Origin of the sequence: Micromonospora sp. NPDC047620 (genome assembly GCF_043205005.1) — a bacterium.
Classification (GTDB): domain Bacteria; phylum Actinomycetota; class Actinomycetes; order Mycobacteriales; family Micromonosporaceae; genus Micromonospora.
Genome location: NZ_JBIDDG010000039.1, coordinates 14,235 through 27,816 on the forward strand (window position 1 = coordinate 14,235; position 13,582 = coordinate 27,816).

Sequence of the window (13,582 nt, forward strand, 5' to 3'; positions counted from 1 at the left end):
CATGTCCCGAGCGTTCATCGAGTTCGACAAGGTGACCAAGCGGTACGCCGACCTCACCGTGCTGGACAAGGTCGACCTCACCGTCGGCCGGCACGAGGTCGTCACGCTCATCGGCGCCTCCGGTTCCGGCAAGTCGACGCTGCTGCGCTGCGTCAACGGGCTGGAGGACGTCCAGGGCGGGCGGATCCTCCTCGACGGTGACGTCGTCTCCGGCGAGGGCGTCGACCTGGTCGGGCTGCGCCGCCGGGTCGGGATCGTCTTCCAGAGCTACAACCTGTTCCCGCACATGACGGTGCTGCGAAACTGCACGCTCACCCCGGTCCGTGCCGGCGTGGCCAGCAAGGCCGAGGCCGAGGCCAACGCGCGGGCGATGCTCGACCGCGTGGGTCTGCGCGACAAGGCCGACGCCTATCCCTCGCAACTCTCCGGTGGCCAGCAGCAGCGCGTCGCCATCGCCCGGGCGATGCTCATGCGCCCGCAGGCCCTGCTGCTGGACGAAATCACCTCAGCCCTCGACCCGGAACTCGTGATCGAGGTGCTGAACCTGGTCCGGGAACTCGCCTCCGACGGCATCACCATGATGATGACGACCCACGAGATGCCCTTCGCCCGCGAGATCTCATCGAAGGTCTGCTTCCTGCACCGGGGCGTGATCCTCGAACAGGGTCCGCCCGAGCAGATCTTCGAATCACCCGCCGCGCCCGAACTCCGCTCGTTCCTCCGCAAGATCCACGAAGCCGGCCGGGACTAGGCCCCACCCTCCATAGACAAGGTCAGGGAAACCAACCGATGAGCAAGACGTACGACACCAGGGACTTTTTCACCTACCTCGGGTACCCGAGCGGCGACCGGCCCTACTGGTGCAAGGACCTGCGCAGCCTCTCCGTCTACTGCCGAGGCGACCGGGCGAACCTGGAGGCGCTCCTCGCGCCAACCCCGTTCGAGCTCGCCGACGACCGGTTCGTCGTGCAGATCGCGGACTTCGGCAACGCCACCCCCGGCTCCTTCTACGACTCGGGCGTCGTCATCCCCGTCCGCTACGGCGACCACCGGGGAGTCAACTACTTCTTCGAGTACGAGGACCAGCCCTGGAGCGTCGCCTTCGGCCGGGAGGTCTGGGGCTATCCCAAGCAGTACGCCGACATCGCGCTGACCGACACCGCCGGCGCGGTCTCCGGCGCCGTACAGCGCTCCGGCAAGCTGATCTTCGGTATCTCGATGACCCCCGTGGACGGGCACGACAACGCGGCCTGGGCGGACATGTCCCTCTACCCGCACCTCCAGGTCCACGCCCTGCCGGAAGCCGACGGGCCAGGGTTCCGGATCTTCGAGATCGTCTCCCGGGACACCTCGAAGGACTTCGTCCTCAAGCACCGGAGCTTCGGACCCGCCGCCGTCGAGCTCACCGACTCGCTCTCGGTCAACGGCGTCGCGCTGAAGGTGGTCGAGGTGCTCGGCGGGGAGTTCTCCGTCGGGGACTACGCCTGCACCGTGGAGAACGGCATCTCGACGGTGATCGACGACCTTCTCGGCGACCCGTCCCGCGCCGGAGCGTCGGAGCTCCCGTAACCGTCCGGTAGCTTGCCAGAGTGCGGGGCCGCTGCGCAGAAGCGGCGCACGACGTGGGGAAGGAATCGCGATTTTGTCGGAGTACGTCGGAAAGGGCGCGCTCGTCGGCATCGACCAGACGGGCACCGCCCTGATGAGCCAATCGGCCTACGCCAGCCTATGCTCTCGACTCGTCCGCGCCGAGATCATGCCCGGGGACCGGCTCGTCGAGAACGACCTGCGGGCCGACCTCGGCGTGGGCCTCTCCCCGGTGCGTGAGGCCATCAGGCGGCTGGAGTTCGAGAAGCTCGTGGTCATCTACCCGCGCAGCGGCACCTACGCCACCGAGATCGCGCTCAAGGACTCCCGCTCGGTCATGGAACTGCGACTGGAACTGGAGTCCCTGGCCACCACGCTGGCCTGCCGCCGCGGCTCGAAAGCGGAGAAGGAACAACTCGTCGCGCTCGCCGAGGAGCAGGCCCGCACCACCGACCTGCAACGGTGCATCGACCTGGACGCCGCGTTCCACAAGGGCATCTACCTGATGAGCCGCAACGAGTACCTCAAGACGACCGCCCGGATCTACTTCAACCTGGCCCTGCGGCAGTGGTACTTCTGCTCCAAGGTGGTCACTACCCCGGACTGGACCGCGGTGGACCACCGTCCCCTCGCGGCGGCCGTCGCCGACGATGATGCCTCCACCGCCGCCGAGCAGATGCGCGAGCACGTCCGCCACGACTCCCAGCAGGTGTTCGAGATCCTCACCAACTACGGCCTGTAGCCGCCCGACGGGCGTGCCCGAGCCGCCGGAAAGGACTGCGCCGTGCCATCGGCCGCACTGACATCCCTGTTCACCCTCGACGGAGCACGCGCCCTGGTCACCGGCGCCCACGGCGGTCTCGGCCGCGCCCAGGCCCTCGCCCTCGGCCAGGCCGGCGCCGAGATCATCGCGACCGATCTGACGGCGGACCGCGCCGAGCAGGCGTGCGACTACCTGCGCCAGCAGGGCGTCCGCGCGCATCCGCTGGCGCTGGAGGTCACCTCCCTCGACAGTATCGAGGGCGCGTTCGGCGCCCTCGAACGGCAAGGCCGCGTCCCCGACGTGGTGGTGAACAACGCCGGTGTGTCGTTGCGCAACAGCGCGTTGAACGCCACCGCCGCCGAGTTCGACCTGACCCTGGGGGTCAACCTGCGCGGCACGTACTTCGTGGCCCAGCGCGCCGCGCGGGCCATGCGGCCGCACGGCGGGGGCCGGATCATCAACCTCGCCTCCATCGGCGGTCTGGTCGTCGACGGCGAGCGGTCCTCGGTGTACGACGCGTCGAAGGCAGCCGTGGTGCAGTTGACGAAGAATCTCGCCTACGAGTGGGGCAGACATGGCATCCGGGTGAATGCCATCGCCCCGGGCTACATGCGCACGGAGATGACCGCCGACCTCATGCCCACCAGGGAGGTCGAGGACGAACTGGTGGCACGACACATTCCCCTGGGCCGGGTCGGCGAGGCGGGGGACCTGGCCGGCGCCGTGGTGTTCCTCGCCTCGAACGCATCCGCGTACGTCACCGGGCACACGCTCACCGTCGACGGCGGTTGGGTCGTGTCGCTCTGACGGTCGTGTGTTTCGTGGATCTTTGAAACGTGAACGTGTGGCACGTTGTCTTGTCTGGGTCACCTGGCGGGACCTGCCCGCGGTTCGGCCATGGATGACGGTCTACCAGTGGTTGGCGCGGCCGTGTCTGGACTCCTGCACAGGCGATGATCGAGCACCGGGTGGTTGGGTCAGCAGGTCGACGACGGAGCCGGTGTGGGGCTGCCGTGGCGACAGGTTGTGGTGCCTGCTCCGCGGGTGGGTTTCGTACATCCTTGCCCAGGTGAGGATGCCCGCGGCTGCGGTGAGGGCGGCGACGACCCAGATGGCGGCGCGGATGCCGGCGAGGTCGGCGACGGCGCCAGCGAGCAGGGCGCCGACGACGAAGCCGCCGTCGCGCCAGAGTCGGTAGACGCCGACGGCGCGGGCGCGCCAGGTGGGGTGGGCGATGTCGCCGATGGCGGCGAGGAGGGTGGGATAGACAGCGGCGGTGCCGGCGCCGAGGAGCACTGCCGCGGTGGCCCATGCGGTGATGCCGTCGGCGAGCGCGATCAGAGCGAGGGCGGCGGCCTGGGTGAGCATGCCAGCGACGATGAACGGTTTGCGGCCGTGGCGGTCGTAGGCCGGGCCGGTGACGAGCTGGCTGAGTCCCCAGACGGCGGGGTAGAGGTCGGCGAGCACGCCGATCTGGGTCAACGAGAGTCCGGCGGTGGCGAACAGGATGGGAAAGAGGCCCCAGGCGAGGCCGTCGTTGAGGTTGTTGACCATGCCGGCGTGGCTGGCGGAGGCGAGGGCGGGCTCGCGCCAGGAGGTGAGCGCAGCGACGCGGCCGGTGGACGACTTGCCTGTCGGGCGCTGCCCCACGCGTGGTCGCTTCGTGGCGGGCGTGACCGTGGGTTTCCCGGACGACGGCTGTGGACAGACCGAGGCCGAGGGCGGCGTAGGCGAGGGCGAGGAGGAACGGGGCGGGGCGCAGGCCGTACCGGGCGGCGAGCCATCCGGTGACGAGGGCGGTGGCGGCGACGGCAAGGTAGCCGGCGGCTTCGTTGAGTCCCATGGCGAGGCCGCGGCGCGCGGGACCGGCGAGGTCGATCTTCATGATGACCGTGGTGGACCAGGCCAGCCCCTGGCTGACGCCGAGCAGCACGTTGGCCGCGACCACCCAGCCCCAGCTCGGTGCCCAGATGATCAGCAGGGGTACGGGGACGGCTACCAGCCAGCCGGCGAGCAGGACGGTTTTCGGCCGTACCGGTCGGACAGCGTGCCGGCGAGGAAGTTGGTGATCGCCTTGGTGGCGCCGAAGGCGAGGATGTAGGTAAGTGCGGCGGTGTACGCGCCGAGGTGAAACTCGCGGTCGCCGAGCAGCGGCAGGACGGTGCGTTCGGTGCCGAGCACTCCGCCGACGAGGGCGTTGACCGCGACGAGGAGGAGGAACTGCGCGGCGTTTGCCCGTAGTCCCAGCCTCGGCGGGGCGAGGCGCGCGGCAGACGTCGCAGGGTTCTTCGTCATAGGTGCCTCTCTGACCGGTCGAAGCCGGGTGACCGAGAGCCTCCTCCCTCGGTCACCCGGCTCGGGATGTGGTGGTGCTCAGACGGCCGCGTGCAGGGTCTGCCAGGCGCCGTACCCGCCGAGCAGGTCGGAGACGTCGGCCCGGCCGGCGTGGCGGAGCAGGCTGGCCGCGACGGAGGAGCGGTACCCGCCGGCGCAGTGCACGACGACCGGCCGGTCGGCCGGGACCTCGTCGAGGCGCCGGGTCAGCTCGGCGAGCGGGATGTGCCGCGATCCGTCGACGGCGCCCTGCTCCCGCTCACCGGCGTTGCGGACGTCCAGCACCACCGGCGCGTCGGGGCGGTCGAGCGCCTCGCGCAGTTCGGTCGCGGTGACCCGGCTGGCCCGGGTCAGGTCGGCGACCATCTCCAAAAACGCGCTTTCGGGCTCGCGCAGGTAGCCGACGACCTGGTCGAAGCCGATCCGGGCGAGGCGTACGACGATCTCCTCCTCCCGGTCCTGTGGGGCGACGACGAGCACCGGGCGGTCCGGTGCGACCACGCTGCCGGCGGTCTCGGCGAACCGGCCGTCGGCAGGGACGTTGAGCGCGCCGCGGAGGTGGCCGGCGGCGAACTCCTGCGGGTCGCGGGCGTCCACCACCAGCGCACCCTCGGCGCGGGCCTCGGCGAACTCGGCGGCGTCGAGCGGGCGGGGGGCACGGGTGTGGTCGAACAGTTCGTGGGCCTTGCGGTTGAGCACCGCGTCGAAGGCGAAGTAGCCGGGCGCGGCCGGCTGGCCGCCGGTGACCAGGTTGAGGAACTGCTCCTCGCTCATCGGGGCGCAGGCGTAGTTGGTGCGGCGCTGTTCGCCGATGGTGGACTGCCGCTCGGTGGACAGGTTCTTGCCGCAGGCGGAGCCGGCGCCGTGCGCGGGGAAGACGCGGACCTCGTCGGGCAGGCCCATCAGCTTGCGTTGCACGCTGTCGTAGAGCATCCGGCCCAGCTCGTCGGCGGTGACGCCGAGCGAGGCGAGCAGGTCGGGCCGGCCCACGTCGCCGATGAACAGCGCGTCGCCGGTCAACACCCCGTACGGCACCGGATCGGTGGCGTGCTCGTGGACCAGGATGCTGATCGACTCCGGGGTGTGGCCCGGGGTCTCCATGATCTCGAGGGTCACGTCGCCGAGGCTGATCCGCTCCCCGTCGGCGAGCTTGCGGCTCGGGTACTCGGTCTCGGCCCGCCGCCCGTAGCCGATCCAGGCGCCGGTGGCGGCGGCCACCTCGAGGTGACCGGCGAGGAAGTCGGCGTGGAAGTGGGTGTTGATCACCCCTTCGATGGTCAGACCGTGCTTCCGCGCGTCGGCCAGGTATTCGTCGATGTCCCGGCGCGGGTCGACGAGCACGGCCCGCCCGGTGGCCTGGTCGGCGACCAGGTACGACGCCTGGGACAGGCAGTCCAGGTAGTACTGGGTGAACAACATCGTGCTGCACTCCTTCGCAGTGATGACCAGCGATGCAATGACATTAGCGCATACCCCAGGGGGTATATTCCGGCCGAAGGTCCCGAACGGTTAGGGCCCTCGGCCAGATGTCGGGTCAGATCAGCCGGCCGGGCCGGCCCCCTTTGCCTGCGGGGCCATGCCTGCGTCGACCCAGGCCCGCATGCCACCGGCCGTTGTGGGCCTGGTGACCCTCGCGGGCGAGCAGTGCCGCCGCCCGGCGGGATCGCGCGCCTGAGCGGCACGCGGTCAGGCCCGGCTGCCCTCGGTCAGCGGGTGGCCGGCGCGGCCCCACGCTGCCGTGCCGCCGGCCACCGACCGGGCGGCGATGCCGGCGCGCTCGAGCAATTCGGCACCCACCTGGCTGCGGTTGCCGCTGGCGCAGATGACGAAAACCGCGCCGCCACGAGGTCGCTGATGCTGGCGGGCAGGTGGCCCAGCGGAATGCACCGGGCGCCGGGGACGTGCCCCCCGACGTACTCGACGGGCTCCCGCACGTCGATCACCGTCGCCCCGTCGGCGTGGGCGGCGGCGAAGGTCCTGATATCGACCTCTCGCATAGCTCTACTCCTTTGACCGGATACCCCCGGGGGTATGCCAGTTTGACCATAGCGCGCCGGCCTGCGCCCCTGCCAGCTCGCCTGGCGCCGTCAGGGGAAGCACCCCGGGGTGTGGCGTCCACGGTCGTTCGCGACCGTCGCGAGAGGGATCTCTGTGACCAGCGCGGCTTTGTCGCGGTGAACCTCGGGGCTGTTGTCAGTGATGGGATCTGCGTTCGGCAAGATCGACACCGAAGACGGAGCCCGCAGGCCGTTCCGCCGCCCGGACAACCTCGATTCGACTCTGATGCGTTTCGTGACGTGCTGGTCCTCTCGCAGCCCAGCGTCCCGTCTGCGGCGCGAGAACGGTGATCCAGGCGGTGCGCTACCTGGACATGGACGAGGTGCGAGCGAAGACCTCCGGGCGGCTGGCCAGCCACTGAGACGAAGAGCGACGCGACAGGGGTGCGGGCGGTGCCCGCACCCCTGTCGGCTCTCAGCCTGAGAGCGCGCCGAGCGCCGCCCGCCGCCGGCGGGTCGCCTCGTCGGCGACCTCACGCAGCTCAGGCGCCTCGCTCATCTGCACCATCACCTGCGGATCGAGCGCCTGAACCAGGGTGACGTCCGGCCCGTCGGAGCGGACCACCACGTTGCACGGCAGGAGCAGGCCGATGGCGCGGTCCGCCTCCAGTGCACGGTGCGCCAGAGGCGGGTTGCACGCGCCGAGAAGCCAGGGCGGTCAGGCCAGGCCCCGCAGCATGCCGTGCCAGTACATCGCCGGGAGCCCGTAGCGCTTGAGTAGCCACATGTCGTACCGCGGCCTCATCGTGTCAATGAACGGGAAGCTCGGCTTCGGCTTGAGCTGGTAGTCGAACTCGGCCAGCAGCATCCGGTTGTGTGCGGTGACCAGCGGGCAGGAGGTGTAGCCCTCGTAACGGGCAGTCAGGGGCGCGTTCCGGCGGGCGGAGAGCAGGTTGGTCACTACCACCGGCGCCTGCTTGCGGATGGCCGCACCCGTTTTCGACGTGGGCAGGTTCGCCACGTCGCCGAGGGCGAACACGTCCGGCCAGCGCTTGCTTTGGAGCGTGTACTGGTTGACCTCCAGGTAGCCGAAGGGACTCGCGGGATCGGCCAGCGGGCTGTTCTTCAGCCAGTCCGGAGCGCTCTGCGGCGGCACGGCGTGCAACAGGTCGAAGGTGATTGTCTCCTCGGTGCCCGAGCGGTTGTCGCGGATGACGGCACGTCGGTTGTCCCCGTCGACCTCGCACAGTTGCGACTCGTACCGGACCTCGATGCCGTAGTCGGCGGCGATCTTGTCGAGCGCCTTCGCCCAGTCCGGCTGACTGAAGATCGTCGGTGTGGGCAGCACCAGGATGATCCGCGTCGTATCCAGCAGCCCCTGCCGGCGCCACCAGTCGGCCGCGAGGTAGGCGATCTTCTGCGGAGCTCCACCGCACTTGATGGGACCCGCCGGCATCGTGAAGACGGCCGTGCCGCCACGAACCCGCTGGATGAACTCCCAGGTACGCGGGGCGAGGTCGTACCGGTAGTTGCTGGAAACCCCGTTACTGCCGACGGATTCGGCAAGACCGGGCACCGCGTTGAAGTCGAGCTGGAGGCCGGGAGCCATGACGAGCTGCTCGTAGCCGATGGCCTCGCCGCCGGCGAGCGTGACGCTCCGGTTGTCCGGATCGACGCCGGTCGCCCGATCGCGGATCCATCTCACACCCTTCGGGATCACCTTCTGTTCGGGGCGAACGGTTTCGCTCGCCTTGGCCAGTCCGGCCCCGACAACCGTCCAGAGTGGCTGGTAGTAGTGGTGTTTCGAGGGCTCGATCAGGGCGATGTCGGTGAGGCCGTTGCGCCGCAGCCGCGCCGCAACGCTGATGCCAGCGGTGCCGCCGCCGACGATGACCACCTGATGACGCCGGATCGCGACCATGGAACCTCCCAGAAAAGAAAGAGCGGGCGCCGAGTGTCAGTCTGCCGGCGGGGAATGCACCGGCGGCTTTTCACGGTTCAGCATACCGGTGGGGGTATCCCCAGATGCGACTTTACCCCCGGGGGTATGGTGGGGCGGGAAAGGTGGCGTGATGAGACTTCGACCTGACATGACCGGCGAGGCCCTGACTCGGCTGAAGCGGGCTCGGGGGCAACTGAACGCGGTCATCGAGATGATGGAGAGCGGCCAGGACTGCCGCGAAGCGCTGACTCAGCTCGCCGCGGTGTCCAAGGCCATCGACCGGGCGGGCTACAAGATCATCGCGTCCGGGATGCGGCACTGCAACGCCGCGCGCGAGCGCGGCGAGACCCCGGAGATGACCGAGGAGGAGCTGGAGAAGCTCTTCCTGGCTCTCGCCTGACGCAAATGGCACCCGCGCCACGGCCTCCCGCCCTGGCGCCGGTCAGATCCTCGTCCCGCCACTGAGCGCCGCGACCACGAGGGGCGCCCGGCAAGTCCGGGTGCCCCTCGCCTCCCGCCGCAGCGCACGCTTCGACTGACTCGACAATTGTGGTTGGGGATCATTTGAGAAGTTGGGCCATGCCGTGACGCGGACGGACGCGCGAGTGGCTGCTACGCGTCGGGGTGCGCTGGGCCGACGCGACCCCTGGGTTAGCCTGGGCTGCCGGGTGCCGAGGGGCGACCGGACGCGCGCCCCTCGGAGCGCCAGTTCCCCAACCTGGATCCGCAGGCAGACGGGGAGAGCTTGTGGCCCGGACGGGTGTCAGGTGGACTGGGGATCGGCAGCACGATGGGAAAAGCGGCCTTGCTGGCGGCGGACGATGCTCGATGGCAGGGATGTTGGTGACGATCCGCGAGGCTTGCCACCGACTATCTCAACTGCGGGCTTTATCAGGATTCGAAGGTAGGGTCCGTGACCAGAGCCGGCCTCGATCGACTGATGGCCTGCGGCGCAGATCGCGCCGCTCGGATAGCTGTCAGACGTGATGCCAGGACCGCTGGGCGAACTTTAGGGAGCTAAGATGCCACTTACTCCGGCCGACATTCACAACGTCGCCTTCAAGAAGCCGCCGATCGGCAAGAGGGGTTACGACGAAGAGGACGTTGATGCCTTCCTCGACCGGATCGAGCAGGAGATCATCCGACTGATCGAGGAGAATGAGGCGCTGCGCCAAGGGCTCGCGCGAGGCTCGGCGATCCATGATGGAGACAGGCCCGGCGCGGCTGATCTGGCTGAGCTGATGGAGCTGCGGTCGCGACTGCAGCAGATGATGCTTGAGAAGGCTGACGCTGAACGGGCCCGGGACCTGTTCCATGCCGAGCTGGAGCAGGTTCTCGCGCAGGGCGGGCCGTCTTACGAGGGTGACGGGCAGGTTGGCCAGACTGCCAGAATGCTGGAGATGGCGCAGCAGACGGCGGACGGCCACATCGATGATGCCCGCCGTGAGGCAGACAAGTTGATCGGGCAGGCGCTACAACAGGCGCAGACACTGGTGCAGCAGGCGCAGGCAAGCGCTCAGCAGTCCGACGAGGCGGCTCGCCAACGCCATCAGGACGCGATCCGCGATCTCGAGAACGAGCGCAGCGTTCTGCAGCAGCGGATCAAGGAACTCTCTGGATTCGGGCGTGACTATCAGCAACGCCTACGAACGGAGGTGACGACCAGGATGCAGAACATGAACGACATCGCGCGGATGGGGCCCGTACCCGTGTTCGACGGCCAAGCCTGGCTTCGCCACTATCGTGGCTCGTCGAACCTGAGCGGGGTTGAGTTGCCCGTGGTGGCGTCGGGTGGCGGCAGTGCGGGTGCGTAGGCGCTGGTTTTCAGGGTTGCGGAGGCCGTAGGCGTCGCGGGCGATGGTCTTGATCACGCGGTTGGTCCCCTTGACCACGCCATCCGACCGTGGTCAAGGCGCGGGTCGACGGCGGCTACAACACCGCCGTCCGTGCGCACGGCGCCCGACTCGGCATCGGCGTCGAGCGGGTGCCTTTCTACCCGTCGCTCACCCCTCTGCGGAGAAGCCTTCCGCCGGGGTGCAGGTGCATCGCTTGCTGGCCGATGCGCGGCTGCAGCCCATGAGGGCGCCGTTCACTGTGCGACAGGCGACCTTGTCGGTCGTCGGCGGCGGCCCGGATCGATCGGCTGCTACCGATGATCTCGCGTTGAAGGCTGAACTCACCCTCGTCGCGCTGCACAGCGCGAAGCTATGGCGGATCGTGGTCACCACCAAGGCTGGCGGTCGAGTCGTCACCGAATGAGTGCTACTGAAGCATGACGGTCACCGTCACCACGCTCGGGTTGTCAGCGGATCATCTGTCGGCGCTTGTGTGACAGGTCGGTGTGGTGGTGGGCGCCGGGGTGGCAGTCGGGATCGGTGTGGACGGTGGCGCTGGTGAGCCGGGGTACGGCGTGGGTGAGTTGGTGTTCGGCGTCGGCGGCGATCTCGTGGGCGGCGACGAGGCTGAGGTGGGTGTCCACGACGAGTTCGGCTTCGGCGTGGAGGCGGTGGCCGATCCAGCGGAGTCGGACGGCGGTGACGTCGCGGACGCCGTCGACGGCGCGCAGTGTGGTTTCGGCCTGGTCGACGATGGTGGGGTCGACGGCGTCCATGAGCCGTCGGTAGACCTCGCGGGCGGCGTCCTTGAGGACGAAGGTGATGGCGACGGCGATGGCCAGGCCGACGGCCGGGTCGGCCCAGCGCCAGCCGAGGGCGGCGCCGCCGGCGGCGAGGAGTACGGCGAGGGAGGTGTATCCGTCGGTGCGGGCGTGCAGGCCGTCGGCGACCAGGGCGGCGGAGCCGATACGGCGGCCGACGCGGATGCGGTAGCGGGCGACCAGCTCGTTGCCGATGAAGCCGACGAGGCCGGCGGCGGCCACCCAGGGCAGGTGGGTCACCTCGGCCGGGTGCAGCAGTCGGGTGATGGCGGTCCAGGCGGCGGCGACGGCGGAGGCAGCGATGACCGCGACGATGATGATGCCGGCGATGTCTTCGGCCCGGCCGTAGCCGTAGGTGTAGGTGCGGGTGGCAGCGCGCCGGCCGAGTAGGAAGGCGATCGCGAGGGGCACGGCGGTGAGGGCGTCGGCGACGTTGTGCAGGGTGTCGCCGAGTAGGGCGGCCGAGCCGGACAGCACGACGATGACGGCTTGGGCGACGGCGGTGATCCCGAGACCGACGAGCGAGATCCACAGGGCGCGCAGTCCCTCGCGGGAGGACTCCAACGCCGGGTCGATCTTCGCGCGGGAGTCGTGCGAGTGGGGGACGACCGCGTGGGTCAGCCGGTGCCACCAGGCGGCGAGCCGGTCCCCGTGGTGATGGCCGTGGTCGTGCGGGTCGTGAACGTGCTCGTGCCCGGCCAGGTGGTCGTGGCCCTGCTCATGATCGTGGTCCTTCACCGCGTCTCCCCACGTCCCTTCACTGCAGGGGGTGGTACCCCCGACGGCGGCGATAATATGTGCTCATGTACGCACGCGACAATGGTGCAGGTGCCAGTGACCTGCAACAACGCCTCCCTGCCGACAGCCACATCGAGGCAGCAACGGAGATGTTGCGGATGCTTGCGGACGGCACTCGGCTGCGGTTGATGTGGCTGCTTGTCGACGGGGACCATGACGTGACCGCGCTGGTGGCGGCACTGGGAGTGGCGCGGCCGGCGGTGTCGCAGCACTTGGGCAAGCTACGGCTGGCAGGACTGGTCACAGTGCGGCGCGACGGTCGGCGCGCGTTGTACAGCGCCCGGGGAGGTCATGTGCGTCGGCTTGTAGCCGAGGTCATGTACGCGGCATCGCACCGGGTGGTCGGCATTCCCGAGCACGGCTGACCGCCCGGGGATCAGGGCACCACCCGCTGGGCCCCTTCCTCCATCATGGTGGCGGAGATTCGGTGGATCGGCATGGGGTATCCCGGTTTGAACGAATAGGTGTCCGCAGCCTGGGAGATCGCGCCGGTGAGGGCGTCGGCGTGCGCGATAGCTTGCCGGACCGCTTCGTCGAGCACGGTCGGCTCGCAGGCCACCCGGGCGTTGACGGTCGCGACCGCCTGTGTGGTCGGCTCGTCGACGGCGAAATCGACCGAGGGAGTCGTACCGTTTCCGGTGACGCTCATCTTGGTCAACCGGCCACCGCTGTCAACGGTCAACTTGGCGTGGCCGATCTCGACGTCGGCGTCCGCCGCCGTCGCGGCGAGATGGGTCAGAACCGCCGTGGCCCAGCGGGACGGTGAGAAGCCGCCGTTGGTGGCAGCGACGGTGACCTGTTGGTTGAGCCAGGCGAGTTGCGCCTCGGCAGCGGCGTACCGGTCGTAGTCGACGTCGAGGTCATCGCTCCATCGGGCTTGTCCGCTCCACGCCTCGATGAGGTCGGCCAGTCCGGTGCCGCTCTTGGCTGAGTAGGGGACGATAACGGCGTCTGGGTTCTGGGCGCGCAGTGAGGCGACGACGGTCTCGGTCTCGGCGGGTCCGACGAGGTCGATCTTGTTGATGGCCAGCACGTCGGCTTCGCGTAGCTGCCGCCCGAACAGGTAGGACAGGTCAGATTCGGGTTCGCCGCGTTGGGCGGCCCGGGCGAAGGCCCGCCACCGCAGCGGGTCGACGACGGTTGCCAGTGGCGCGACCACGAACTGATCGGCGTAGAACTTGCGTAGCGGCCGGACGACGGTCGCCTGCAGGTCGGTGCAACTGCCGACAGCCTCGGCGATGACCACGTCCACGTCACCGTCGGTGATGAGCTGTTCGACCACGTGCACGAGGTCTTCGAATCGGCAGCAGAAACAGCCGCCGGTCACCTGGGCGACCGCGTCGAGACTGCTGCGTACGACCTTGGTGTCGACCAGGTCGGTGCCCTGGTCGTTGGTGACGACGGCGACCCGTTTACCCTGCCGCTCCAACAGATGGGCGGCGGCGACCATGGTGGTGGTCTTTCCGGCGCCGAGGAATCCGCTGAGCGCGATGAACGTGATCATG

The 13,582-nt window shown here is 69.2% G+C and carries 14 protein-coding genes and 3 pseudogenes; 8 read left to right on the forward strand and 9 right to left on the reverse strand.

All coding sequences use genetic code 11. The features are described from left to right. Position 1: 1 nt before the first annotated feature. The 4 genes from ACGF5C_RS30715 (at position 2) to ACGF5C_RS30730 (ending at position 3,157) form a co-directional block, all read left to right on the forward strand. A complete protein-coding gene (locus ACGF5C_RS30715) occupies positions 2 to 751 on the forward strand; it encodes an amino acid ABC transporter ATP-binding protein (RefSeq protein ID WP_357704088.1) in 750 nt (249 codons plus the stop codon). Positions 752 to 789: 38 nt separating this feature from the next. Further along, positions 790 to 1,569: an acetoacetate decarboxylase family protein gene (locus tag ACGF5C_RS30720; RefSeq protein ID WP_393307265.1), complete on the forward strand. Its 780-nt coding sequence runs from the start codon at positions 790 to 792 to the stop codon at positions 1,567 to 1,569. Between the two features lie 73 nt (positions 1,570 to 1,642). After that, positions 1,643 to 2,329 (forward strand): GntR family transcriptional regulator, encoded by a 687-nt coding sequence (locus tag ACGF5C_RS30725; protein ID WP_393307267.1) that lies wholly within the window; start codon positions 1,643 to 1,645, stop codon positions 2,327 to 2,329. Positions 2,330 to 2,371: 42 nt separating this feature from the next. After that, positions 2,372 to 3,157, forward strand: coding sequence for an SDR family NAD(P)-dependent oxidoreductase (locus ACGF5C_RS30730; protein ID WP_393307269.1), 786 nt, complete (start codon positions 2,372 to 2,374; stop codon positions 3,155 to 3,157). Between the two features lie 102 nt (positions 3,158 to 3,259). Here ACGF5C_RS30730 and ACGF5C_RS30735 read toward each other — a convergent pair whose 3' ends face one another. The 7 genes and pseudogenes from ACGF5C_RS30735 to ACGF5C_RS30765 all read right to left on the reverse strand — a co-directional run bounded on the left by ACGF5C_RS30735 (position 3,260) and on the right by ACGF5C_RS30765 (position 8,602). Continuing rightward, positions 3,260 to 4,000, reverse strand: a complete 741-nt coding sequence (locus ACGF5C_RS30735; RefSeq protein ID WP_393307271.1) for an MFS transporter — start codon at positions 3,998 to 4,000, stop codon at positions 3,260 to 3,262. A gap of 49 nt (positions 4,001 to 4,049) precedes the next feature. Next, a pseudogene (locus ACGF5C_RS30740) lies at positions 4,050 to 4,367 on the reverse strand (MFS transporter); the annotation flags it as partial. After that, complete coding sequence (locus tag ACGF5C_RS30745) at positions 4,346 to 4,645, reverse strand: hypothetical protein (RefSeq protein ID WP_393307273.1); 300 nt, start codon at positions 4,643 to 4,645, stop codon at positions 4,346 to 4,348. The gene ACGF5C_RS30745 and the pseudogene ACGF5C_RS30740, both read right to left, overlap by 22 nt. Positions 4,646 to 4,723: 78 nt before the next feature. Then, positions 4,724 to 6,103: a rhodanese-like domain-containing protein gene (locus ACGF5C_RS30750; RefSeq protein ID WP_393307275.1), complete on the reverse strand. Its 1,380-nt coding sequence runs from the start codon at positions 6,101 to 6,103 to the stop codon at positions 4,724 to 4,726. Between the two features lie 491 nt (positions 6,104 to 6,594). Next, a pseudogene (locus ACGF5C_RS30755) lies at positions 6,595 to 6,681 on the reverse strand (rhodanese-like domain-containing protein); the annotation flags it as partial. Positions 6,682 to 7,156: 475 nt separating this feature from the next. Next, a pseudogene (locus ACGF5C_RS30760) lies at positions 7,157 to 7,378 on the reverse strand (DUF302 domain-containing protein); the annotation flags it as partial. A gap of 21 nt (positions 7,379 to 7,399) precedes the next feature. Then, positions 7,400 to 8,602: an FAD-dependent oxidoreductase gene (locus ACGF5C_RS30765; RefSeq protein WP_393307277.1), complete on the reverse strand. Its 1,203-nt coding sequence runs from the start codon at positions 8,600 to 8,602 to the stop codon at positions 7,400 to 7,402. A gap of 151 nt (positions 8,603 to 8,753) precedes the next feature. Between ACGF5C_RS30765 and ACGF5C_RS30770 the strand changes: the two genes are divergently transcribed. The 3 genes from ACGF5C_RS30770 to ACGF5C_RS30780 all read left to right on the forward strand — a co-directional run bounded on the left by ACGF5C_RS30770 (position 8,754) and on the right by ACGF5C_RS30780 (position 10,882). Continuing rightward, on the forward strand, positions 8,754 to 9,023 hold the full coding sequence (locus tag ACGF5C_RS30770; RefSeq protein ID WP_393307278.1) for a metal-sensitive transcriptional regulator: 270 nt from the start codon (positions 8,754 to 8,756) through the stop codon (positions 9,021 to 9,023). A 622-nt stretch (positions 9,024 to 9,645) separates the two neighbouring features. Further along, a complete protein-coding gene (locus tag ACGF5C_RS30775; RefSeq protein WP_393307280.1) occupies positions 9,646 to 10,437 on the forward strand; it encodes a DivIVA domain-containing protein in 792 nt (263 codons plus the stop codon). A gap of 235 nt (positions 10,438 to 10,672) precedes the next feature. After that, positions 10,673 to 10,882 (forward strand): hypothetical protein, encoded by a 210-nt coding sequence (locus ACGF5C_RS30780; protein WP_393307282.1) that lies wholly within the window; start codon positions 10,673 to 10,675, stop codon positions 10,880 to 10,882. A 43-nt stretch (positions 10,883 to 10,925) separates the two neighbouring features. Here ACGF5C_RS30780 and ACGF5C_RS30785 read toward each other — a convergent pair whose 3' ends face one another. Beyond that, positions 10,926 to 12,017 carry a cation diffusion facilitator family transporter gene (locus tag ACGF5C_RS30785; protein WP_393307284.1) on the reverse strand — a complete coding sequence of 364 codons (1,092 nt, stop codon included), beginning with the start codon at positions 12,015 to 12,017 and terminating at the stop codon, positions 10,926 to 10,928. Between the two features lie 65 nt (positions 12,018 to 12,082). Between ACGF5C_RS30785 and ACGF5C_RS30790 the strand changes: the two genes are divergently transcribed. Beyond that, complete coding sequence (locus ACGF5C_RS30790) at positions 12,083 to 12,442, forward strand: ArsR/SmtB family transcription factor (protein ID WP_393307286.1); 360 nt, start codon at positions 12,083 to 12,085, stop codon at positions 12,440 to 12,442. Between the two features lie 11 nt (positions 12,443 to 12,453). On the opposite strand, the gene ACGF5C_RS30795 is transcribed toward ACGF5C_RS30790, so the two are convergent. Further along, on the reverse strand, positions 12,454 to 13,581 hold the full coding sequence (locus ACGF5C_RS30795; RefSeq protein ID WP_393307288.1) for a GTP-binding protein: 1,128 nt from the start codon (positions 13,579 to 13,581) through the stop codon (positions 12,454 to 12,456). Position 13,582: the final 1 nt, after the last annotated feature.